General features: G+C 49.7%; 20 protein-coding genes. 4 read left to right on the top strand and 16 right to left on the bottom strand.

Translation table 11 applies throughout. The annotated features are described in order from the left end of the window. Positions 1 to 14 precede the first annotated feature (14 nt). Together holA and ACZ5ZV_RS12560 are read left to right on the top strand one after the other, a co-directional pair. Positions 15 to 1,028 carry a DNA polymerase III subunit delta gene (gene holA / locus ACZ5ZV_RS12565; RefSeq protein WP_464117372.1) on the top strand — a complete coding sequence of 338 codons (1,014 nt, stop codon included), beginning with the start codon at positions 15 to 17 and terminating at the stop codon, positions 1,026 to 1,028. A 32-nt stretch (positions 1,029 to 1,060) separates the two neighbouring features. Beyond that, complete coding sequence (locus tag ACZ5ZV_RS12560; protein ID WP_464117370.1) at positions 1,061 to 1,438, top strand: PilZ domain-containing protein; 378 nt, start codon at positions 1,061 to 1,063, stop codon at positions 1,436 to 1,438. 105 nt (positions 1,439 to 1,543) lie between these two features. Here ACZ5ZV_RS12560 and rpsT read toward each other — a convergent pair whose 3' ends face one another. After that, positions 1,544 to 1,807 (bottom strand): 30S ribosomal protein S20, encoded by a 264-nt coding sequence (gene rpsT, locus ACZ5ZV_RS12555; RefSeq protein ID WP_011163955.1) that lies wholly within the window; start codon positions 1,805 to 1,807, stop codon positions 1,544 to 1,546. A gap of 115 nt (positions 1,808 to 1,922) precedes the next feature. On the opposite strand from rpsT, the gene murJ reads away from it, so the two are divergent. Beyond that, positions 1,923 to 3,431: a murein biosynthesis integral membrane protein MurJ gene (murJ, locus tag ACZ5ZV_RS12550; RefSeq protein WP_464117368.1), complete on the top strand. Its 1,509-nt coding sequence runs from the start codon at positions 1,923 to 1,925 to the stop codon at positions 3,429 to 3,431. On the opposite strand, the gene ACZ5ZV_RS12545 is transcribed toward murJ, so the two are convergent. From ACZ5ZV_RS12545 to mazG, 15 genes are all read right to left on the bottom strand, one after another. Further along, complete coding sequence (locus tag ACZ5ZV_RS12545) at positions 3,403 to 5,061, bottom strand: methyl-accepting chemotaxis protein (protein WP_464117367.1); 1,659 nt, start codon at positions 5,059 to 5,061, stop codon at positions 3,403 to 3,405. The genes murJ and ACZ5ZV_RS12545 overlap by 29 nt on opposite strands. 167 nt (positions 5,062 to 5,228) lie before the next feature. Further along, positions 5,229 to 6,878, bottom strand: a complete 1,650-nt coding sequence (locus ACZ5ZV_RS12540; protein ID WP_464117365.1) for a HAMP domain-containing methyl-accepting chemotaxis protein — start codon at positions 6,876 to 6,878, stop codon at positions 5,229 to 5,231. Positions 6,879 to 7,070: 192 nt separating this feature from the next. Continuing rightward, entirely contained in the window at positions 7,071 to 7,718 is a 648-nt protein-coding gene (locus ACZ5ZV_RS12535) for a hypothetical protein (RefSeq protein WP_464117364.1), read from the bottom strand. Between the two features lie 16 nt (positions 7,719 to 7,734). Then, positions 7,735 to 9,855: a tetratricopeptide repeat protein gene (locus tag ACZ5ZV_RS12530; RefSeq protein WP_464117362.1), complete on the bottom strand. Its 2,121-nt coding sequence runs from the start codon at positions 9,853 to 9,855 to the stop codon at positions 7,735 to 7,737. Positions 9,856 to 9,878: 23 nt separating this feature from the next. After that, complete coding sequence (locus ACZ5ZV_RS12525) at positions 9,879 to 10,661, bottom strand: outer membrane beta-barrel domain-containing protein (protein WP_464117361.1); 783 nt, start codon at positions 10,659 to 10,661, stop codon at positions 9,879 to 9,881. A 17-nt stretch (positions 10,662 to 10,678) separates the two neighbouring features. After that, a complete protein-coding gene (locus ACZ5ZV_RS12520) occupies positions 10,679 to 12,148 on the bottom strand; it encodes an AgmX/PglI C-terminal domain-containing protein (protein ID WP_464117360.1) in 1,470 nt (489 codons plus the stop codon). 17 nt (positions 12,149 to 12,165) lie between these two features. Then, positions 12,166 to 12,414, bottom strand: a complete 249-nt coding sequence (locus tag ACZ5ZV_RS12515) for a hypothetical protein (protein WP_464117359.1) — start codon at positions 12,412 to 12,414, stop codon at positions 12,166 to 12,168. Positions 12,415 to 12,428: 14 nt separating this feature from the next. After that, positions 12,429 to 16,142, bottom strand: a complete 3,714-nt coding sequence (locus ACZ5ZV_RS12510; protein ID WP_464117358.1) for a tetratricopeptide repeat protein — start codon at positions 16,140 to 16,142, stop codon at positions 12,429 to 12,431. Between the two features lie 4 nt (positions 16,143 to 16,146). Beyond that, entirely contained in the window at positions 16,147 to 16,650 is a 504-nt protein-coding gene (locus ACZ5ZV_RS12505; protein WP_464117357.1) for an ExbD/TolR family protein, read from the bottom strand. Positions 16,651 to 16,653: 3 nt separating this feature from the next. Beyond that, positions 16,654 to 17,196 (bottom strand): ExbD/TolR family protein, encoded by a 543-nt coding sequence (locus ACZ5ZV_RS12500; RefSeq protein ID WP_464117356.1) that lies wholly within the window; start codon positions 17,194 to 17,196, stop codon positions 16,654 to 16,656. 53 nt (positions 17,197 to 17,249) lie between these two features. Continuing rightward, complete coding sequence (locus ACZ5ZV_RS12495) at positions 17,250 to 17,957, bottom strand: MotA/TolQ/ExbB proton channel family protein (protein ID WP_464117354.1); 708 nt, start codon at positions 17,955 to 17,957, stop codon at positions 17,250 to 17,252. Continuing rightward, entirely contained in the window at positions 17,932 to 18,549 is a 618-nt protein-coding gene (locus ACZ5ZV_RS12490) for a PilZ domain-containing protein (RefSeq protein ID WP_464117353.1), read from the bottom strand. The genes ACZ5ZV_RS12495 and ACZ5ZV_RS12490 overlap by 26 nt, the downstream gene beginning before the upstream one ends. 12 nt (positions 18,550 to 18,561) lie before the next feature. Then, complete coding sequence (locus ACZ5ZV_RS12485; protein ID WP_464117352.1) at positions 18,562 to 19,608, bottom strand: hypothetical protein; 1,047 nt, start codon at positions 19,606 to 19,608, stop codon at positions 18,562 to 18,564. A gap of 333 nt (positions 19,609 to 19,941) precedes the next feature. Further along, on the bottom strand, positions 19,942 to 20,481 hold the full coding sequence (locus tag ACZ5ZV_RS12480) for a transposase (protein ID WP_464117351.1): 540 nt from the start codon (positions 20,479 to 20,481) through the stop codon (positions 19,942 to 19,944). 108 nt (positions 20,482 to 20,589) lie between these two features. Further along, positions 20,590 to 21,408, bottom strand: a complete 819-nt coding sequence (mazG, locus tag ACZ5ZV_RS12475; protein WP_464117350.1) for a nucleoside triphosphate pyrophosphohydrolase — start codon at positions 21,406 to 21,408, stop codon at positions 20,590 to 20,592. Between the two features lie 101 nt (positions 21,409 to 21,509). On the opposite strand from mazG, the gene ACZ5ZV_RS12470 reads away from it, so the two are divergent. After that, positions 21,510 to 23,924 (top strand): HD family phosphohydrolase, encoded by a 2,415-nt coding sequence (locus ACZ5ZV_RS12470; protein WP_464117349.1) that lies wholly within the window; start codon positions 21,510 to 21,512, stop codon positions 23,922 to 23,924. The last annotated feature ends 2 nt before the right edge of the window (positions 23,925 to 23,926 follow it).

Genomic DNA, 23,926 nt, shown 5'->3' with positions numbered 1-23,926 from the left:
AAAAAGGGACAACAGTGGCACTCATCGATGCGCAGAAATTCTATCGTGATCTTGAAAAAGGTCAGACTGCGCCCTTGTATTTTCTTTTCGGTGAAGAACCTTATCTGTTGAATCAATCCGTTGAACGCTTCAAGTACGCCGTTCTTACCGAAGGCGCTGTGGATTTCAATTACAGCCTTTTCTATGCCAGTGATGCCGACGTGGTGGCGGTGCGGGATGCTGTTGAAACTCTGCCGATGATGGCAGCGCGCCGTCTGGTGATCTTAAAAGAAGCGCAAGAACTGACCGACAAAGAGTGGGCCGAGCTGGAGCCACTCTTTGAATCCCCGGTGGATAGCACCGTCTTTGTGATTCTGGCTTCGCGCGTGGATAAGCGTAAAAAACAGATCCGCCTGCTTTTGGATAAAGCCGACTGTGTAGAGTTCAAAAAACCTTACGAAAATCAGATTCCATCCTGGATCAACTACATCGCTCAATCTTTGGGTCTGACCATCAGTAACGATGCCATTTTGCTTTTGCATAAGTTGGTAGGCCATCACCTGACAGAGATTGAAGGGGAGCTGAAGAAGCTCGGCGAATACGTCGGTGAACGCCGTATTGAGATGGCAGACGTGGCCCAGGCCGTGTCCCGGTCCAAGGAAGAAAATGTTTTTGATTTCACCAAAGCCATTGGTGAAAACGACCGTGTGAAGGCGTTGGAGCTTTTGGTTCATTTGCTGGATCAGGGGCAGAACGAGATCGGGATCGTGTCTTTGGTGGCCCGTCACGTGCGTATTTTGCTGACTCTGAAAAGAGGCATGGAAGAAGGCCTGCACGGGGCGAAGCTGGCTCACTATGCCCAGGTGCCCCCTTATTTCCTGGAAAGCTATCTGGATCAGGCCCGACTTTGGACTGCCAAGAAACTAGAGCAAACCCTGGTGGTTTTGGCTGATACGGACAAGGCGTTGAAGTCCTCACCATTGTCCAGTCACATTTGGCTGGAAAACCTGGTGCTGAAGACCTGTGGCAATCAATACGCAGCGATTTAAGAAGTCTCCCCAAAAGACCGATAAGTGCCTTGATGAACAAGGCTGTCACGAATTCTCCATTTGAAGATAAAGGTTATTTCCGCCGCCAGTATCCGCGCCGTGCGATGAAACGCAAGGTGGGTATTCTGTGCGATGGGACGTACTTTGTCTGTGATTCCGGGGAAATCGGTGAAGGGGGCATGTCCATCTTGTCCGATTATGTGCTGACCGAAGGTCATGAACTGGTTGTCAGCTTCCAGGTGCCGGGTGGGGACTTTGTTTTTCTTCGCGGGACCGTTCGATCAACGCAAAAAAAAGAGGGTGACCCAAGAGTCACCCACGGATTGAGCTTTAATCAAATTGCGTTTTCCACAAAAAGACAAATTCGCGCCTTTGTATCCGCGCGAACTCAAAACGAATCTTTTAACTAAGATTACCAAAAAAAAGACCGAACTCTTCGTTGCTCGTCGTCGGCATACGGTCAATATGCGTCTTCCTTGCGCCTCGATTTCGGTCGTTTTTATGCGTAATTGAAACTACTTAGTTGCAGAAGCGCGAGTAGAAAGACGGCTGATCTTGCGGGATGCAGTTTCTTTCTTGATAACGCCAGTTTTAGCAGCTTTCATTACTTGAGAAGAGAAGTTCTTCAACAACTCAGGAAGAGCTTTCAGATCTTTAGCTTCGATAGCTTTAACAAGTTTTTTCTCAGCTGTTTTTACAGTGCTTTTACGAGCGTTGTTAACAGCAGTTTTACGGATAGACTGACGAGCTCTTTTTGCTGCAGACTTATGATTTGCCAAGGGATAACCTCCACAGTAACTTTTATAGACGAACCAAAGGGATTAACATAGGGTGTCTCACGAAGCAAGTGGATTAAAAGAAGATCGAAAAAAGGTCCTCAAAAGGGCTTTTTCTATGGCATCCGGTACCTTAACGAGCCGCATCTTGGGGCTTTTTCGGGATATCGCGCTGGGGGCTCTCTTTGATCGGGCCGTCACCGATGCGTGGACCGCGGCCTTCCGTGTGCCCAATCTGTTCCGCCGTCTTTTGGGGGAAGGCTCCCTGTCTGTGAGTTTTATTCCCGTTTTTATGCAGGCTCAAGCGGAAGACTCCACCGGTGTTCGGGGGCGCAATCTGGTCAATTCGATCTATTCCCTGCTTTTGATTGTTCTGGGGGTTGTGACCCTGCTGGGGATTGTCTATATCGAGCCGCTGTTCCGGCTGCTTTTGGCAGATGACTATGTCCTGTCCGCCGAAAAGTGGGAGCTCACCCTGCGTATGGGGCGGATCATGTTTGGGTTCGTCTTCTTTGTCTGCACCTATGCTTTCTATATGGGGATTTTGAACGCCCTTGGCAGTTTCGGACTGCCGGCCCTGGCTCCAGCGCTATTAAACGTCTCTATGCTGGTGTTCACCTTTATGCCGCCGCAGTGGTTTGCCGTCCACGGGGACGGCTTGGCGTGGGGTGTACTGATCGGGGGGCTGTTGCAGGCGCTGCTCTTGGCGGTGGCTTTAAAACAGCGAAACTATCTGCCGCGATTGCAGACGACGCTCTGGACGCCGGAAGTAAAAGCCGTGGTGCGGGGAATGCTGCCGGGTCTGATCGGCATGGGGCTTTTGCAGTTTTCAACTTTGGTGAACCTGTACTTTGCAAGCTCGCTGCCGCAGGGTTCGATTTCCTATATTTACTGGGCCGACCGTTTGCTGGAACTTCCCCTTTCGTTGATTTCAGTCAGTATCGGGGCCGCGCTGTTGCCGACCTTGAGTGATTTTGCCAACCGGGGACTGAAAGAAAAATTTCAGCAAACCGCGGAAGAGAGTTTCCTGATGAATCTGTTCCTGGCGTGGCCAGCGGCGCTGGGACTTTATATTTTGGCCGAGCCGATCATTGAGGCTCTTTTTCTGCGTGGCAAATTCACGGTGCAGGACGTGAAAATGACCGCCTTGATCTTGCGTGTTTATGCCGTCAGTTTGTTGCTGGTGTCCTGCAGCCGCGTCTTGATGCCGCTTTATTATGCGGTAAAAAACACGAAAGTTCCCATGGTGCTGGCCTTGGTTTCTTTGGCGGCGCACGTGTCTTTGGCGCCGCTGCTGATGCGACTGTGGGGACTTGAGGGGCTGATGATTTCGGGTGTGGTGGCCGCGTTTATAAATGCCGTATTGCTGATGGTCCTTCTGAAAAAATACTCTCCGGGAATCCGGCTTTCCGTGCTGCTTCGTCCGGCAATGAAGTTTGTGCTGGCAGGGGCGGGGATGGTGATTTCTTTGCAGGCTTACGAGTTGCTGAGGGTCCAAACAGGAAGAGGGCTGCAGATGCTGGCCCTCTTTATCACAATCCTGTTGGCGGTTGTCGCCTATTTCGGTCTGGCTTACGTTTTGGGATGCGAACAGATTTCTAGAATCCGTCGGTCGTCCCCACCTTAGCTCTTTCATCGTCATCAAACGGGATAACTTCCTGGGATTCCTTTTTCTTCGCAGGGGCTGCGGCTTTCATTGGAATCACATTGCTTTTCTTGGCAGCAGGGGCCGGAGCCTTTTGCTTCTTCTCTGATGTCGATTTTTCTTTCGGAGCGGACGTGGCTTTGGCCACATCGCTAGTGCCCATGATCACTTCATTGAGCTCCACGGTCAGATTTAGGGACGTTGTTGCCAGGTTATTGATCTCGCCACTGGTGGCAGCGATCTCTTCAGCGGAAGCGGCATTGCTTTGTGCGGCCTGATCCAACTGGTTCATGGCTTTGCCGATTTGCTGGATTCCGGTGGTCTGCTCAGAACTCGCGGCGGCGATTTCGTTGTTCAGATCCGCCACTTTCTTGATCGAGTTCACAATGTTGGTTAAAACGGCACCGGATTTGTCGGCGGTCGCGCTGCCTTCTTCAATTTGTGATACCGAGTCTTTGATCAAAGAAGAGATGTCCTTGGCGGACGCCGCACTTCTTTGTGCCAAAGTTCTGACAGCTTCTGCAACCACGGCAAAACCTTTACCCTGTTCTCCGGCACGAGCAGCTTCAACGGCCGCGTTCAGTGCCAGCAAGTTGGTCTGGAAGGCGATATCATCGATCACATGAATGATCTCTTCGATTTTTTTGGAGGACTGGGAGATCGACGTCATGGAGGCGATCAGATTTTGAATCTCTTTTTCACCTTGTTCGGCCGAGTCCCGAGAGCTGGCGGACAAAGCCGCGGCCTGTTTTGCGTTGTCGGAATTCATTTGCACCATGGAAGTCATTTCTTCCAGCGCGGCTACAGTTTCTTCCAAAGAAGCGGCAGCTTCCGTCGAGGACTGGGACAAAGAGTTTCCGGCTTCATTTAGTTGCTCAACGGCAGAAGCCACTTGGCCACCGGCAGTCGTCAGGCGTTCAGCGACGGAACCCACGGCGCTTGAAATGCGCGCGGCAATCCACAGAAGCACAGCAAACACGATGACACCCGTGGCTGCAGAAACCAGATAGATCAGATTTTTGACATAGGCTTCCGTTGAATTTGCTTCGGCGACGCCATCTTTGGCGATCTTTGCATAGATGTCGGTGACGGCACTATTCCAGGTGCGGACGGTCTTTCCGATCTCAGAGTAACGGCCATCCAGCAGGACTTCGGCTTCTTTGACTTTGGCAGGGTCTGCGTAGCGGATCAAGGCGATGATCTTTTCCATCGAGGCGTAATATTCCGGGAATAGCGGTTTGGCCACTTGGTAGGCCTTGTCCTCTTCCGGTGTTCTTGGGATCGGGTCGTAGGTTTCCTGGGCCTTACGGAATTCCTCAAGACCTTCGGTGGCAGCCTTCAGATAGGACGTCAGCTTTTCAGGTTCGTCGATGTGTTCCATCGCGGCCCATGCGCCGTATTGAAACTTATTGCTGGCTTGGCGCATCTCTCCAACCATATCAAAGGTGGGGATAACTTGTTCGTTGGCGACATCCAAAAGATTGACGACACTTGTGATTCCGTTGATGGCGATAGAGCCCAGAATTGCAAAGCCGATCATGGGCATGAAAGCAGCCATCAGGAGTTTTCCTTTAATTCCTTTGAACCAGCCTGATAATTTAAAATCTGACATGCGTATGAGCCTCCGTATAATTCTTTATGGTTTTTTAACAGATATTTATTCGGAATCTGCAATAGTGCTTCGTAGTCCAGAATTTCTAATACGAGAAATGAGGAAAAAACAAAAAAACCCCTCTTAAAGTCGAGGGGTTGTTAATAAATCTTGATGTGTTTGTAAGACTAAAAACCGTCTGTTGTTCCAACCTTTGCACGATCGTCTTCATCAAACGGAATCATGTCCTGGGAATCATTGCGGGGCGGGGAGGTCTTCATCGGGACCACATTGCTTTTTTTAGCAGCGGGTCTAGTGAGGGATGAGGCTGTTCGGACCGCTTTGGGGGGAGTCTCTGGAAGAGTTTCAGGTATTGTCGAGCCGGTGCCCAGGATGACGGCGTTGAGTTCCACCGTCAGGTATTGATTGGTTGTTGCCAGGCTGTTGATCTCGCCACTGGTGGCGGCGATTTCTTCAGCGGAAGCCGCGTTGCTTTGAGCCGCTTGATCCAGCTGGTTCATGGCTTTACTGATCTGCTGAATACCGGTGGTTTGTTCCGAGCTGGCGGCGGCGATTTCGTTGTTCAGGTCAGACACTTTCTTGATGGAATTCACAATATTCGTCAAAACGGTGCCGCTCTTATCAGCGATCTCACTGCCAGCATCTATCTGAGAAACCGAGTCCTTGATCAAAGAGGAGATGTCTTTGGCCGACGCGGCACTTCGTTGCGCCAATGAGCGAACGGCCTCAGCCACCACGGCAAAACCTTTACCCTGTTCGCCAGCGCGAGCCGCTTCCACTGCCGCATTCAAGGCCAGAAGATTGGTCTGGAAGGCAATGTCGTCAATCACAGAGATGATTTCTTCGATCTTTTTGGATGACTGGGAAATTTCCGTCATGGACAAAATCAAAGATTGAATTTCTTTTTCCCCTTGTTCGGCTGAATCGCGGGAAGACGCAGACAGAGCCGCGGCCTGTTTGGCATTGTCAGAGTTCATCTGAACCATCGAAGTCATTTCCTCAAGGGCTGCCACGGTTTCCTCTAAGGAAGCGGCAGCCTCTGTAGAGGAGTGTGACAGGGCATTGCCAGCCTCGTTGAGCTGTTCAACAGCGGCCGCCACTTGTCCTCCGGCCTGTGAAAGGCGCGAAGCAATGGAGCTGACGGATGAAGAAATTCTTGCGGCGATCCAGAGCAAAATACCGAAAATCGCAAACGTGGAGGCCAGGGTCACCAGCATTGTCATAGTGTTTATTCGTGAAGAGGCCGCAAGGGCATCTTTTGCATCAGTAGCTGCGGCTTCGTTGTAGTAGGCCACGGAGGTTGCACTCATCTTGTGCATGATCGTGCCGAGTTCCCACAGACGCCCATCCATTTGGGCCTGCGCTTTTTCAAAGGCCTCGGGCGTGCCTTGACTGACCAGTTCGATATTTGCGTTAAGCAGCTTCAGGTACTCATCGCGCACCGCCTTGGCCGGTTCAAAGACTTTCTCCATTTCTGGAGTGAATGGGGTAGAGGCATAATCCTCAAAAGCCTTCTTGTATTGCTCAACTGCTTCGCGGGCAATCTTCAGGCGCTCTTCTCTTTTTTCCGCTGTCTTCATGCTCATGGCGGCAAAAAGCTGATAGCCGTAGGAATTGCGGGCTTGGCGTTGTTCTGCCAAGGACTGTAGATTTGGAATGATGTTGGAGTGCGAGTTCTTCAGATAGGATTCGAATTCCTTCATCCCTGTGTGTGAGATGTAAAAGACGATTCCAAATCCAACAATCGGAAGCACCGCTGCTATTAACAGTTTACCTTTGATCCCTGTGAACCAGGAACTGATCCCCGTGTGATTCATGTGGCCCCTATGATTTTTAAATTGGTTAGGTTGCTTAATAAATACCAGCAGCATTTCTGTGCATATACTAGTGGGGTGGAGTCTAGATTATACGCAGGTGTGTAATGATTGGGGATCGAAGTCGGGTAAAAAGAAATGGGACCCTTCAGTTAAGAAGGAGTCCCTGGGTGGAATCAAAATGAACTCACGAATTTATTTTACTTCTGCCAAAGAGTTGTAACTGTCGCTGATCTTTTGCTGTCTTTCAACTTCTTTGCCCCAGCGCTTCACTTCGCCCTGATAGCCACGCTGTTTGGCTTTCCATTCGTTTTCTTCGCTGGCCAAGCTGCGCAGTTTTTGGTTTACCTGTTCGTTTTGTTCTTTCAGAGTACTTTGACGAGAGCTCCAGATTTTCTTTTCCTCAACGAGCTGATTCAGTTGCAGTTGATAGTCGCTGATGTTGAGTTCGCGTTTTTTCTGGTTCTCTTTGATTTTGGCAATCATAGCTTCCAGCTCTTGAATCTTCTGGTTTTCCTGATTCATTTTGTTTTGCTCATCCGCGATCAGGGCCTGGATTTCTTTCTCCTGGCCATTGACGCGGCTGATGGCCTGGTTGTTTTCTTCGGCTTGTTGCAAAACTTGCTTTTGCTGGCTTTCGACCTGGGCCTTGGCTTTACCCACTTCGGCCAGGTTGGAATCCACCGTTTTCAGATTCTTCTCATACTCCTGCAAATTGGCTTTGGAGTTGTTCAAATTTCCTTTGATTTTTTCCAGGCCTTCTTTGGCGGAGTTTTGTGCCGCCGCAGTTGTTGCCAGGCTCATCAATAGGCTAAAAGTTGTCAGTGCTTGAGTGAATTTCATCTTGAAAGTCCCTTTCTTATTGTTCAGACAAACCGGCTACATTGCCATCTTGAGCGCACACATTTTTCAGAGAGGAGCGGTAGTGACCCACCTCATCCTCCCAGATTTCGCCTTTAAATTTCCAGTTCAAACTCTTTTCCTTTTGAACCTTTAATTCAGGGCGTTCCTTTTCGTTGATTTCACCGCCGGCCATCTGATAGCGGATGTGCTCACCCGCGCCGGAGTAAAGCTCATACTGAAGGACATCGTTTTGATCCAGTACCTTGTCCAGACCCGCCAGCATTTCGCCAAAACGGTTGTGAAGAGCCTGGGACGCCTGGGCCCGCAGAACAGTTTTTTCCTTTTCGATGCGGGCTAAACCGGTTGCACGAAGATTTTTGATCGAGGTGCGGGCTTTCTTTGCGATGTGATACTGGATGCGGTAGCTAAGTAGTTTCTGTTCGGCCTTTTGGACCTTGGCAACTTCACTTTGTGAAGGGCTTTGGCCTTTCACACCTTTTTTGGCGTCTGCAAGTTCTTTGTTGGCTTCGTTTTGCTTGGCAATCAACTCGCGCTCCATCTTGATCAATGTCAAAGCGATGCGGTTGAATTTTACGATCTCATCCTCATAGGCGTTGATCTGCTTTTGCACGCTCATGTAAGCCGGATGTCGGGCCAGCTCTACAATAAATGAACGGGGCAGACCGTCGACTTCCTTCAGGTCTGAATTCTTGATCCAGCTTTTCACGGTCTCATAGTATGCAGAAGAATCCTTGTGCGACGCCTTGTAGTCCTCTAGCTTTTTCTTCCAGGGAGAGTACTTCTTTTTCATCTCGTTCAGCACCTGGACACCATCACCGTATTGACACAGATTCAAATAACCCACGGTGCGAACCACATAAGATTCAGGAGAGAAGGCGTTTTTAAAGAAGTCCGTGTGCAGCGAGAACATATTCCCGGCGGCACCTTCGTAGTCCTCGCCCAGAATCTGGGTCCACGCACTTTCCACCATGGCTTGCAACCACAGGGGATTGGATTTATCCACTTTCAGGTAGGATTGGAAGGCTTCCTTGTACTGGCTTTTCTGGAATTGCATCCGAGCCAGGGTCAACGCTCCCACAGAACGCAGTTGTGATGTTTTGTCGTTCTCGGTTGCTGCCATCAGTTTATCCAGATAGATTGTGGCCTCTTCGACTTTACCCTGACGATAGTTAAAGAGGGCGTTGAGCAGCAGAGCCTCAGGATAGCGCGGTGATTTTTCCCCGATAAAGATCAAAGCATCTTCCATCAGACCCAATTGGCCTTTGTCTGAATAGTACTTTGCGCGCGTGATCTGATAGTCGTCATTCTTGGTGACGTCCATGTCGTACTTGATGATCAAAGGATCAATCAAGGCGATATCAGAGGTCTCCAGAACGTTGATGTGCTGAACCAGGGCTTCTGTGGCTTTTTGCTGCCATTCCTTGGATTTGGTTTCCTGAGCCACCTGGATCATATACTGGCGGAATTCGGAGTTTAAACCCAGGCCCTTGGCAGTCATGGCGTAGTGGTACAAGGCTTCGATACGATGCTTCGGGTCCTCAATCAATTCAGAGAACAGACCCATGGCCAGTTCGTAGTTCTTCTGGATTTCCAGAAAGATCAACGCTTGCAAAAGTTTGTAGTCATTAGGCTGCAGGTCTTCAAGCTTTGTCAGTTGAACCAGAGGTTCCTGGGTGACGGGATCCATCACAGGATTTAGAACTTTGACATCCGGAATCTTTTTGAAGGCGTCCGCGCTGGTCAGGTTCTTTGCTGGCGCCACAACATCAGTATAAGGCTTCAGCACAAAGTTGATGACAGGCGGGGATTCGCGGCGGCGGGTTTCTTTCAGTGCCACTTCGCGAGAGGCGGGCAGGCGAAGTGGACTCAGCACTGCGGCTTCCACTTCACGTTCTTCCCCGACGTTAAGCAAAGGAATGTTTTTAACTTTGAAGACTTCCGTTTTGCCTTTGACGACACGCTTTTGATAGACATCAAAGGTTGGGACCAGACTGGATTTCACCTTCAGGCTGGGGTCCGCAGAACGGCCGCTTTTTTTGACTTTCAGGGCAGGATCAGCAAAAGCTGAACTGCCCAGGAAAGAAAGTGCAATTAAAATACTTAGTGACTTACTCATAAATCCCCCCACCCTGGAGAAAATTAGTGCCAGTACGTGATACCAATCATCAGTGATGTATCGTTGATTGTTTCAGATCCCAGATCGCGAGCTCCGCCACTTGTCGTTGTTGTCCCGCCACCAGGTAAGTTGATGGTCGAATTGGGCGCATAGAACTTCATTTTATCCTGGCTGGACCAGGTGTTGATCAGATCTGCACGTATCGCGAAGTGCTCAGAGAAGAAGATCTGCTGGAACACTCCCAGTTTATAGGCGAATGTGTTCTTGCTGACATTACCTTCTTTCTGTGTGATCTCGTAGTCCAAGGTTCCTGCTCCAGCGGATATCCCCATGTCGAAGTAGATGATGGCCTTGTCGACCACGCTCATTTTTGCATAGAAGGGGACCCAGATGCCCGAGACAAAATAAGAGGACTTAAAGATGTTATGGTCGGGCATGACGCCGTAAGTGTTGACGAACTGGCCTACGGCATCGTTGTCCTTCATGCTGGCGGAGTTGTAGCTCGCCTCCAGACCCCAGCGCTCATTGAAGAAATACCCCAGACTTGCGCTGGCGATAGTTCCCGTGCTGTAGGGGTCGTTAAACGGAATGCCGGCGGCTCCGGTTAAATAGAAGCGCTCGGCTTTGACGTAGCGGCGATTTTGCACGACGCTAAAGTCATCGTCTTTGGCTGCCCAGTATTTTTGCTCCAGTTTTTTGATGTCCAGCTTGTCGCTACCGCGTTGATCAGCTTTGCTGTCGGCCGCTTGTTGTGCGAATGCTTGAGATGCCGTCAAGATGAACATTACAATGGTCTTCTTCAACATGATAATTTACCCCCGCCTTAGTTTGTACTCTTGAATAAGAATGGATAAGTCACAAGCACGCGCGTTCCCCCCTGTGGAGCAGGAAACTTCCACGCGGCAACCCTATTCAATATACATCCCTCAACGGTTGCGTTCTTAAGTGTTGTGTCACCAATCAGTTGTTGTTCCACCTTTCCAGATGGTCCGATGGTGAATTTAACTGCGACCTTACCGAACAAGTCCGGTTTGGCACTCAGTTGTCTTTCGTAGCAATAAAGGATCTGACCCAGCTGGGACTTGATGTATTGAGCGATGATCTCGCGATCCAAACCGCCAATAATTTCACTTTCCTCTTCGATCAGACCGACGCCACCAGATCCGGTGCCGCCAGCCGCCAAGCCACCCATGCTGGAGGCGCTTCCGCCTCCACCACGACCAACAGTGGAAACCCCACCGCCAGATCCGGTGCCTTCACGACCCCAGTCACGACCTGAGCGTTCCATGCTGCCAACGGCTGCCAAGGCACGTCCGGATGCACCGCTGCCGGCTTTAACACCATTGGCGATGACCACGTTGCCGCTTTTTGCAGCCTGCGCGGAAACCTTTCCGATCAGTTGTGAAATACGGCCGCCAGAGATCGACTTCATCATCTGAGAAACCTTACTGCCGCCACCTGTAGGCATTTGTGCCTGCTTTTGACCGGCAGCTGCAGGAGCCTCTTTCACAACCACTTTTTGAGCAGGTGCGGATTCAGCTTTCTTACGCTTGGGTTTGATTTCAGTTTTTACAATAACTTTTTGCGCTGCCTTCGGTGGTGTTGCCACCACTTCAAGTTCCTGACTCTTTGGCGAGAAGATGCCAATTGTCACCAGAAGAAGAGCGGCACCAAGAACGACAAACACACCTTTTTTCGAGTCTTCATCGACCAGTTGATCTGTTGAAAGGCGAGCCATGCGGGCAGCGTCTTCCAGAGAGACTGTTCTTTGTTTGACCTCAAGGTCACCCACCATCTGCTTATGCCATTCCTGGGAAGGGACGCAAGTCACCGTAGTCGGTGTCAAAGCAGACAGAGGTTTGAACTTCTTATTCATCGGCAGAATTTTGGTTTCAAGCACCTGATCGTTTTGTTTGACGATGTAGAGCTGGAACTGTTTGCCGGCTTCACGTTGCTCGCGACCTGCCTGTTCCAGGCGCAGATAAAGATCTGCTTCCTTGGTCACCGGCGTGAAGTTCAGCACGCAGTCGCCAAGAGTCAGGGACTTTTCCTCGTCCAGACGCAAAGCAGGGGAGTTCTTGCCGGAAGCGCTGGAGTTCATATCGAGATCGACATACCACCAGGCACCATCACGGAATTCAAACATGCCCTGGATGCCCTTGGAGTCTGGAGCGATGGAAATAACATCGGCCAGACGGGAGGACCCGAAGGTATGTGCTTTATTGTTGGATCTTAACTTCCAGGTTTTTGCAGTCCCATCTTTCAGGGATTGACGTACAATCAACGTGAGCATGTGACACCTCATGAAATCTAATTATTTAGATAGAGAGCTGATTCGCGGATACGGCCATCCATATCTTTTTGCACATCGTAAAGAGGCATGAATTTGATACCTCTTTTTTGTACTAGATAGGCGCCGTCAGGGTTGCGAATCGTCCCCTTAAGGTTCATGTCACCGAAATTGACTTCCTGGACTTTACGGACTGTTCTTTGTTTGGCAAAGCCAGTCGATGTTCCCAGAAGAATGAAAGCGACCATCGCTGTGATGATAGTTTTCACTTGTACCCTCCATACTACAAGTCTCCCGAGATAACGTGCTGACCGACTTTGTTTTGATTTTTCAAATACTGTATCTTCTTACCCAACCAGTCGCGCATTTCCAATTGCTGACTGGCTTTAAGTGCCTTTTCGTAGGAATCCAGCGCAAGCGTTGGACTGCCTTTGTAAGTCTCGAACAAGTGAGCCTGCTGCAAGAGGAAGTCGACATTGTCTTTCTTGCGACTAAGAAGGTCTTTCACCACACTCAGCGCTTTCTCGACTTCACCCTTCTGAGCGTATGCTTCACTCATCACGGTTCCTACATTCAAAGTATACAATTGTTCTTTCGGCATTGCAGAGAAATTTTCAAGGGCTTTCGTAAAATCTCCCTCTGAGAAAGCCTTCACTGCAGCGAAAGTTTTCATTTCCGTCGAAGCCATTTGCATGTCTAAAACTTTATCGAAAAATGGCATCGCGGAATTCATACCGTCTTCCTTGTAAAGCAGACGGGCTTTTTGATAGACGTAAGGCGATGCTTCGGGTTGCGTCTTCAAAGCGGCTTCCACCATCCACAAAGCTTTGTCATTGAAACCCCGAGCTTCGGAACCAACGCTGGCATAGAACAGACCCAGGGCGCGCGAGTCTTTGTTTTTGGCAAGCTCAAGACCCAGTTTTTCAACCATTTCGTACTGTCTAGAATAATAACAATTTCCCGCAACTTCAGTGACGTTGAGATTGGCCAGTTGCCCAGTCATGATTGCGCTTTTGTTGCAGGCTTTCGGTGTGCGGGTCTCAAAGCGAGACACCTTGCCGATCGTCATGTCTGTCGATTCCGGCAGGAAAACCGCCATTTTGTCAGGCGCAGGGTACTGCACTTGCGGTGGCACCGTCTGATCCACGCGAATGGCGGCAAAGCTGCGTTCATTGGAAGATGTTTGTCCTTTGGAGGCCGCCAGAACTTTCAACTTCGCTTCATTGTCATTCTTCTTGTCCTGAATCGGAGTCGTCAGTTTTGCGATTTCAGCGCGCAGGGCTTCCTGATCCTGTGGAGTCAAAGACGCTGGCAGCGGCATTGTTGTCAGGCTGTCGATGAAGTTCGCATAACAGCGGTCAATGCCGCGCATGGCTTCAAGTTGCTGGAACGGATCCTTCGACATTTTCAAAGTGGTGTAGTAAGCCGTGTGAGCTTTGTCGAGCTTTTCGGTCTTCATTGCCAGAACCAGAGCGAATTTTTCTTCGCGAGCCTTGACACTTTGGCTGACCAGCTCTTTTTCCAGAATGCGTGCCTGGATCAGGCGGGCCTCCGCGCGAATTTCCGGAGCCACATTGCGTCCGTTGGCTTTCATCGCCAGATCAAAGGCGGCGGTGCTCTTGCCGGAATCCAAAAGTGATTTCGCGCGATCAATCATGATCTGGGTTGTGAAAGGCTCTATGCCTTTAGCCAGAATCTGATTCTGCAGTTTCTCAAGTTCAGTCGAGCGTGGTTCGTTCTTATAGGAATCCAGCAGCTTGCCATAGATTCTTTCCAGAGTCTTGTTGTCAGCCCCGGCTAGAATTCCGTGGTAGGCAGCTCGTGCCTCCTTGGTCTTCTTTTCCAACAGGTAGATATCGGCTGCAAGCTCCAGGTGGGCGTTGCGGCCCTTCTTGTCCAGATCGGCAACTTTGACCAGCGTTTCAGCTGATTTTGAAATCTGGCCGACGTCGGCATAAGCTTTGGCCGCTTCTTTTAAGGCATCCAGATTGCGTTTGTCTTCTGGATACTTCTGCACAAACTTAAGGGACAGTTCTGCTGCCTCAAAGACTTTTCCTTCGGTGTATTGCAAGCTTAAAGCCTGCCACAAAGCATCCTGGGAAAGTTTTGAGCCTTCGTGTTCTTTGGCGAACGCAATCAACTTGTCAGAAGCTTGATTCTTGTCGCCGGTTTTGGCGAATTCCTGAATCTCTGTGAAGTGAGCCTCTTCCATGATTTTGTTCATGTTCTTCTTGCGGCTTTCGTCAGAGCTGGAGGTCAGGACTTTCTTGGAGAAGGCCTTAATTCCTGCATAGTCTTTGCGGATGTTCAGAATGTCCAGGATCAAGTCTTCAGACTTACGTTTGATGTCAGCATTCTCGCTGCCTTTCAAGGACGCCAGCGGAGTCAGCCACTTTTCAGCCTCTGGATAGTTGGACTCTTCATAGGCGATATGGCCCATTTTGAATTTGACCAAAGTGGCGAATTTGCCATTGGCATGTTTGGCCAGGTAGTTGGCAGCCAGCTCTTTGCGTTCAGCTTCCTTGAGAGCATCTTTTTTCTTTTCGATGCTTTTCTCTTTGGAATAAAGAGCGGCATAGTTGGCGTCATGGCGCAGTGGTTCCTCGGAAGACTTGTCGCCCACCATTTTGTATTGGGTGCTGGCTTCGTCAAATTTTTCCAGTTTGAACAGAAGCTCCGCGTAAGCAAAGCGAGTTTTGAGATCCGGTTTGGCGGGATCTTCATTTTCAAGAATCAATTTGAACAAGCGCTGTGTCAGGTCAGAGAACGCGACATTTTGTTTGTTCTTCAGCCAGATTTCCCACCATTTTTTCGCCATATCCAGACTGGTGCGACGGAAGCCTTCCACGCAAGAGGCTTCTACGACTTCCACTTTTTGCAGCCCTCTCCAGGCCGAGTCGGCTTTACAAAGGTCACTGGCATATTGAAGATGGTCGATCACCTTATCACGTTTTTTCAGAGTTTCATTGGCATCCACCAGGAACAGGTGAGAGCGCACCACATCCGGTCCGGAAGAGCGTTTGTCGATATATTCTTCCAGGAAGATGTTCATCTCTTTTTGACGGCTGTGGGACTCATAGAGTTTTGCCAAATCAATCATGGACTGACCCAGCTCATCTTCCGTGGCGATGTCTTCAAAGAAAGAATAAAGTTTGTTGGCAGGGTAGGTGTCGCCAATAAAGATGGTCAGATCGCGCATGGCCTCGCGGCGCAAGTTGTGGCGGTTGGTAGGAACCTCGCCCTCTTGCAGCGGAGGGTTGGTTTTTACGACCTGAACCAGTTTTTTGATGCCGTTTTCACTGTCGCGCATATTGTAATAAGCCCAAGCGGCTTTATACATGCCGTAGGAATAAACACGGCTGTTTGGGAATTTTTCCACGCGCAGGAAATGTTCCAGAGCCTGTTCGAACTTGCCCTGGTCATATAGCAACTCACCGACGGCCAAAGTACCGTCGGGAATCAGGGGGGACTTGGGGAATTGAGTCAAAAGTTTGTGATATAAAATTTCTGAAACTTTAAACTGACCAATCTGCTGATTGGCAAAAGCATTGTTGAAAAAGACCGCGTCCATCTGTTTGAATTTCGGGAATTCCATTTCAATTTTTGTATAGATCTTGATGGCGCGTTTGATCGCCTCAGCCCCACGTTCGTTGGGGACTGGAAACGGCGAAAGCTTCATCAGAGGTGTGTTCTGATGAAGATCAAAGAATCGGCCCGATTTGGAGCGACGCATGTAAAGCTCTGCCAGTCGGTACCACAGATCGGCTTCGTTGGCAGCGCCCTTGTTCTTTTTGATGATTGTTTGTAGGGACTCAATAGCTCTGTTTTCAGAGCGAGTGATCATGATCTCGCTGCTGAAGGCTTTTTTTTCATTTTCGCTTTCGCTGCCGTTGTCCATGCGAACTTCAGGCAAAAGCCCTTTGGCATTTTTGTCAGCCGCGAAGCAGTACAATGAAAACAGATGAAATGCAAGAAGCAGAACTACTGTGCGAATCATAAACTTATTCTCCGACCATGGTAACAAGTTTCAACTGAGGAAAGCCTGCCATGGATGCCGTATACATGACTTTTCTCAGAGTGGCGTAAGGAAGATCCTTGTCCGCCTGCAGAAGGATTCGTCCTTCTTTTACGTGGGCCTTGTCCTTTTGATCCTCAGACTTGGCAATTCTATCCAGTTCCTGGAACAGGGGCTTGATGAAGTTGGTGTCCTTGTCCTCAAGATCCTGTGGCAGGAAATCCGCATTTTTGACATCGGCTATTTTGGTTTCATCCATTTTCAAAGCAGAGCCACTCAGGGAAAGCTTGATGGCTTCTGTGGCGTTGGTCATTGATGCAGATGAAGGCAGGCGAATCTCTTTATCCGGATTTAGCTGCACCTCGGATGTTGAGTAGCTTTGCAGCAGGAACACCAGCATGATGGTGAACATGTCGGTCATGGATGTGATATTCAGGCCAAATGTGGAGTTCTTTTTTGTTGTGGGTTCGTATCTACGACGGCGTGACATGTGTTAGCCCTCCATGGTGTTCGCAAAGACAATCTCTGGGAACATATAGTTTGTTTCCACGTTCTTGCCTTGTTTGGTGTCAAAGACCGGGAACTTGGTCTTGGCATCGCGGGCCTGACGGGCCTCATCCATGATTTTTACAATGACGTCGTAAGGCACCTTGCCATCGGGACTGAGTTCAATTTTGAAGACTTCAGGATGTGCTTTCTTGATGTCGACCAGTTTGTTGTGCAGCCCTTGAAGATCGTAGGCGCCATCTTTCATTGCGATGGTTTCTACTTTCTCCTGGCCTTTTTCCGTTACGACAATGCGGATGGCTTGTGGATCGACTTCCAGCGCCACGTTCGTGGGTGTTTTCTGGTCTTCCTGGCGCTGAATGGCTTCGCTGACAACCTGAGGAAGTTCAGTTTCAATCACCATCATCTGCACAAAGGCAGAAGAAACCAGAAGGACCGGTACCAACTTAACCATCACGGCCAGCAGCGGAGCCAAATCCAGTTCGAACTCGCTGTTATGATCTACTTTAATCTTGCGTGCGCGTCTCATGTTTTATCCCATCCTTAGTTAAATAAGGTCCACCACTTCGGGAAAGGTCTCTGTTAAGAGACCTTTTGACCTGGAGACGGAGGAGTCACTGTCGGAGCCGTAATGTGATCAGGGAACACATTCTGTCGAGTCAGGTTCGGGATATGAGCGCTGGTCAGAAGTTCTGTCAGTTTGGATGTCTTTTCGGAGATTTCTTCAATCAACTGATTCTGACGAGCGGTTAGGAACGAGAAGAACACCATCGCGGGGATCGCCACGGCCAGACCCAATGCTGTTGTATACATGGATACGGAGATACCGTGGGCCAGCAAAGCCTGCTTCTGTGCGGGATCGGCTGTTGCCACCGCTTGGAACGACAAGATCAGACCGTGGATCGTTCCCAGAAGACCCATCAATGTTGCCACGTTGGCCAACATGGAAAGGTAGTGCAGGCGTTTGGTGTACAAAGGCACATTTTCACTCAAGGCGATATCATGTGCCTGGAAGATGGTGTCGTCATCGCGATCGGCTTTTTCCAAAATGGTTTTGAAAGCGGATGCAAGTGGCTTCTTTTCAAGTTGAGCGCACAGCAGAAGTGCCTCATCCAGTTTTTTAGCCAAAACCAGGTTTTGCACTTTGCCCATGAACTCATCGACGTTCATGCCGTAGTCTTTGTAAAGAGCTTTAGCTCGCTCGGCGACAAGGACCAATGAACCGATCCCCACGAGCAGGATGCACCAACCGACGAAGCCGGAATCATTCATGAAGTTTAAGAATGCCATTTGTTTCCTCCTTGGAAACGCCACCGCGTGTCCATTTAGTTAGTTGAGCCATACCGATTTCTTGCACTGAGAGGAAACGAACAGCGTAATGCAAACCGGATTTTACGTTGAGTCTTTGCTTTGAGTAGTTCTTGCGAATAACTTCACAAAGCGCGTTGAAGGTCTGAGGGTTTTCCTCAGATGTTCTAAAGTTGAGTAAGATCTTTTGGCCGGGCAGAAGCAGGGGATCGTTCAGCAGAACCAGGGCCCCGTTTTCACTCACACTTAAAGTGTGGCCGTCAAAGAAGTTGTGATCATTGTGGGCGTAGACCGGGATGATCAGATCCACGCGCGGGCATTTGCGGTCTTTGAAGGAACCCGCCAAATGGTCTTTGGTTTCGATCAGTCTGCACAGGCGGTCTTTGGAAAACTCCTGAAGATCGCCCAGCAGGGTCCAGTTTTCCAGATGCGATGCCCAGACATAGTTGTAGTCATAGAGCTCGCCATTCTGGATCATCGTGATCAGTGATCTGTACTCGTAGGGACCGTATTTCATTTCCCCACGCAGTATATACCACTGCTGCTGATTAGTTGCTGATTGTACCCCACCCATTACAACATCCTTTTACAGTTTGATCGACTTAGGATAGAAGTCGATTGTGATGTTAGCATCCGCTGCCGGCACTGAACTTCCATGGAAGGTGATGGTCAGATTGGATGCGTCGTAAGTCCATCCGTTGACTGGATCATTAGGCACAGAAACTCCATTGACTGTGATTGTGATCGTGTCTTCTTGCGGCTCACGATTCAGTTTAAAGACGCTGGAAAGCTGGATGATGGAGTCAGAGATGAGTTCCAGAGATTGGCCGAAGTTAGAACACAGGGAGGCCTTTACGCCACCGGTCAGGTTGGCCATCTCGATAAGACGGTTGGCGATCTTGCGCTCTGTGAAGGTGTTGTTCAGGGATGTTTTGCAGGCATCATCGAGAATGGCGATTGTGTTCACGGAGTAGTTGCGGCTACCCACATACTGGTCCATGAAGTCCACATAGCTTTGCACCGTGTGAAGATTTGGATTGGAATAGCTTTCGCTAAACTGGGCAGAAGAGGAAGAGAAATCTTCTTCATCTGTTACCACGATCACGGCCAGGAAGGCCTCGGGACGGCGGAAGCCCAGGGTGTTGTTGTGCGCATCCAGCAGCGTTTCCTTGATGCTGGAAAGGGCGCGTTCGTCTCCGTTGCCATTGATGCCCTGCTTGGCATTGATGGCGAAGACATCAGACAGGTTTGGAGTGTTCTTGTCCATTACGAACACGCCAGAGTGATTGGTGCCCGCACCGTCCTTGATGCGTGCAAGAGTTGAAGTGGAATCGAATTGTTTTCTCCAGGCCTCGGTTGTTGTGACGGCCATGTGGAAGTCATAGTTGTAGGTCTGGAAGCGACTGATGAAAGAGGCGAAGTTTTGAGTCAGGTTGTCTTGGGAAGTTGCCATGGAGCCGGAGTTGTCGATAACCCAAAGGATGTCGATCTGCTTGGGGATGAAGACGGCCTGCTGTTTGTAGTCAGCGCCATCATCCAGCAGGGAGTAGGAACCTGTGCCTTTACTGCATCCTGCAATTAGTGCCACAGCTGAAGCCATCATTGCTGCTTTGCTTGCCACTGTTTTTCTCATACGGTTATGCCCTCCTGAGCCCCACCACGCTACTTGATGGATTCAGTTTCGTTTAAAAGGACACAAAACTGAAATTTGCGATAACTGTGTGATTTTGTTTTTTTATTTTTAAGTGGTCTCAGTGTGAGACATGCTAAGTGTTTGAAAACAAAGGAAGTTATATAATCAATCACTTTCAAAAAAAAATTCTTGTGTCGAACCTCTCAACACTTTGTGAGGCTTTGGGGCCCGCTGTAGGTCCTAACTACGCGTCGAAATTAGAAGATCCCACAAACTGCCAAACTTCTATCCATCTCTAACCCCACCTCTTTTGGGGGACCCTCGCCCCAGAGGCTACGACCATGTCCACAGCACGCCCTCAAATCCGGCACAGCGCCATCGCACATCGCGCTTCATAATCGATTCGACGACCATCAACCCTTGCTCAGCATTCCTCTCAACATACTTCTTCACTATCTGGAACCCTCGCCCCCAAGTGGCGACACGAGTAAAAGGCAGCAGATCCCACATGCCCGCTGCTTTAAAGATCATCTTTGAAATAGTCCCGGTCAATGCGCTGATGAAGCTGACGTAGGCTTGGCGATCCGGCACCCGGATGACGATATGAATATGATTGCCGACGTTGGCAAAGCTATAAAGTCGTACATGAAACCTGAAAACAAATCGGCGCGTGTACTTCAGCAGCATTCTTCGATTCTTTGGATGTAGCAGGGACCTTCGCCCGAATGCTTTGTTGCTCTTTAAAACCAGGTGAATGGGAGAATTCGTGCAGAGTGGTCTTTGTGATTTTCTTTTTCCGCGGGACAGTTCCCCGCCGTACGAAGTGCCATCGAAGTCATGATAGTTGTGTCGGTAGGACTTTCTTTTTGCCATGGATGCTCCTTTTTTGTTTTGGAGCAAGTCATCAGCAAATAGAGGGCGAGGGTCCCCGGGGAAAGGATGAGGGACGCAGTTCGCTTCCGTTTCCGAAGTCCGGAAGGATTACTTCTTTTTCAATAGAGATTTGGCTTTTTGCCAGTAGGCTTCTTTTTCCTCGAGGGCGAGGGTGCTGAAGTCTTTGTTGTCGGAGTGGGCGAGTTCGACCATTTTTGTGAAGCGTTCCTCGAAGCGCAGGTTGGCTTTGCGCAGGACTTGTTCTGGATCCAACTCCAGATGACGTCCTAGTTGTGCCAGGGAAAACAGAGCATCGCCCAATTCATGTTCGATCTCGGCATCCGAACCCTCATCTAGGGCTTCGTGCAGTTCGTTGTATTCTTCGTCCACCTTGGTCATGACCTCTTCCACCGAGCTCCAGTCAAACTCCAGTTTCTCGGTGCGTTTGCCGATTTTGTAGGCTCTTTGCAGGGCGGGCAAGGGTGGTACGTTCAGGGAGTAGGGCGCAGGTGCAGCAGACGAGGCCTTCTCTTGTTTCTTGATCTCTTCCCAGTTGCGGATGACGTCCTGGGTGCCGGCGACCTTGGTGTCAGAAAAAACGTGCGGGTGTCGGCGGACAAGCTTCTGCGAAATCTCCGCGATCACATCTTCCAGAGTAAAAGCTCCACGTTCGGCGGCAAGTTGAGTGTGGAGAACCACTTGGAAGAGGACATCTCCGAGTTCTTCTTTGATTTTTTGGTCCTTGTCTGGGCCGGGGCGAGGGTCCTCGAGGGCTTCGACGAGTTCGTGGGTTTCCTCGATTGCGTATTGAGTCAATGTTTCGTGGGTTTGTTCCTTATCCCAAGGGCATCCTTCCGGTCCGCGCAGATGAGCAACGATCTCGACTAAGGACTCAATATGACGTAAGTTGGATGGTGCTTGTGGCATGGGGACCCCTCGACTTTCTGATGGAATCTCTTTATTGCTAGCACAAATGCATAGTGATTTCGACAATTTTCGCATTTTGGAGTAACGTAGAAAAACCAGATATGCAACGAGGTAAGAATCAGAAAAAGGGCGAAAGCCCAGCCACGCGTGTGAACTACGAGGATCACAGTCTTAAGTTTTTAGACTGGGTTGATTCCATCGGATTGGAGAAAACTTTCTTCGGCCGCATCGTGCAGCTGATGGAAGAAAGATTCTTCATTCGTCGGGCTGCTTTGATCTTTTTGTACTGTGTTCTGTTGTCTTACACCATCTTCTATCAGTTCGATATTCCTTACAATTTTACTGTCGGTGATGTGGCTAAATTTGACGTGGTCTCGCCGATGGGCTTTGAAATGACCGATGAGGTCACCACCGAGGAAAAACGCCTTAAGGCCGAGTACTCCGTTCCCATCGTGTATGACTACGACACCAGCGTGTTTGAGCGGGTTTCTGTTAATCTGATTCACTCTTTCCGCACGATGCGGGCCTATTATCGCGAAAACAAGTGGCCGACAGCACCAGCGCAGTATCGGGCGGCAGTGAAGGACTTCTTCCAGCACAAAAAGCAGTTCGAAAAAGAACTGGGTGTGGGGGTTTCTGACTTCATGTTTGAGTGGCTGATTGATCTGAAGTTCAGTCCGCGCATCGAAGCCATCGTGATCCGAAACCTGGAAAACTGGTATGACCGTAAGGTGGCAGAAGCGCCGGATCGATTTATCCCAGCCAGCCAGTCCGCGGTCCTCGGTCGGGTTGTTCATAAAAACAACCTGGGTAAAGAGTTCTCTATTCCGCGCGAGGAAATCCTGGATCTTCAGTCGCCGGAAAACTTTGAATTGGATCTGAAAAAGGATCTGAATCGTTTCTCAGAAAGTGATCAGGCCAATATTCTGTATTTCGCAAGATCCCTGGTCGTGCCAAACATGACCCTGAATAAGCAGGAAACGGCCAGTCGTCGTCAGGCCGCCCGCGATGCGGTGATTCCGGTGACGATCACTATCAAAAAGAATCAAAATATCATTGCTCAAGGCTCTGTCGTGCAGCCATTCCAGATGGCGGTGATCAAGCAGATCGAAAACATCCGCGCGGATAAGCGCAAGGACATCATGTCCCTGGCGATGGCGCTGATGCTTTCAGTGGCGATCTTGGTATTCTTCTCTTACCTGAAGCGCTTCACCATCAATAAAGTTAAAATCGAATTCAAAGACGTGTCTGTGATGATGTTGATTGCCTTTGGCATCATCTTCTTCACCAAGATCTATTTGTTCATCACGGATGCTGCATTTGCCTCGAAGCTGGGGCACTTTCTGCCGCCGTCGATCTTCTTGTTCGCGGCTCCAGTGGCTGCCGGTCCGATGCTGGTGGGGCTGTTGATCACTTATGGCGAGATCGTGTGGCTCTTCACAGCCTTCCTTTCAGTCTGCCTGGGGATCATGGTCGACTATAACTTCAGCTTCATGTTCGTCAGTCTGGTGGGGGGCATTGCCGCGGCTCGGGGAGTGTATAACTGCAAGACCCGAAATGACGTTTACTTTGCCGGTGTGCGCACGGGGCTGGTCAACGCTGCCATGATCGCCTTCATCCTGACCATGACCAAGTTCGATCAAGAGGGTGGGGTGAAAGAGATTCTTTTGTCCATCCCAGCGGGCTTTATTGGTGGTATCTTCTCGGCCCTGGTGGCGATGATGTTTGTTCCTTTGTTGGAATCCGTTTTCAACTACACCACCGATGTGAAGCTTTTGGAGCTCAGCAACCTGAATCATCCACTGCTGAAAGAAATGATCGTCAAGGCTCCGGGAACCTATCATCACTCGATGATGGTGGGATCCATGGTGGAGGCAGCGGCTGAAGAGATCGGAGCAAATCCGCTGTTGGGTAAGGTGATGTGCTACTATCACGATATCGGGAAGATGGAGCATGCCAACTACTTCATCGAAAACCAGAAGCCCGGCCACAATCCACATGATCATATTTCGCCATTTATGAGCAAGACGCTGCTCATTGCTCACGTCAAAGACGGCGTGGAAATGGGGATGGCTTATAAACTTGGTAAACCCATCATTGATGGGGTTTTGCAGCACCACGGAACGACGTTGATTTCTTATTTCTACAACAAGGCCCTGGATCTGAAGAAAGAGGACGATCCGGAAATCAGCGATCAGGACTTCCGTTATCCGGGTCCGAAGCCGCAGTTCCGGGAAGCGGCTCTTTGTATGCTGGCTGACAGCATTGAAGCAGCCGCGCGTTCGTTGGATGAGCCCACTCCGACTCGCTTGCAGAATATCGTTAAAAACATCACGCAAAGAAAATTCTCTGACGGACAGTTGGATGAATGTAATCTGACACTGAAGGATATTTCCAAAGTGGAGGCCGCATTTATTCGCATTCTGCTAGGGATCTATCACCAGCGCATCGACTATCCACGCAGTGCGGGCGGTGGCCTGGGTGACGTTGCTCAAACCACTCCCTCTCAAGGTTGATC

Source organism: Bdellovibrio sp. HAGR004, assembly GCF_055397015.1.
Note: the sequence above shows the minus strand (reverse complement) of the source record. Positions and strands in the feature narration are given on the sequence as shown.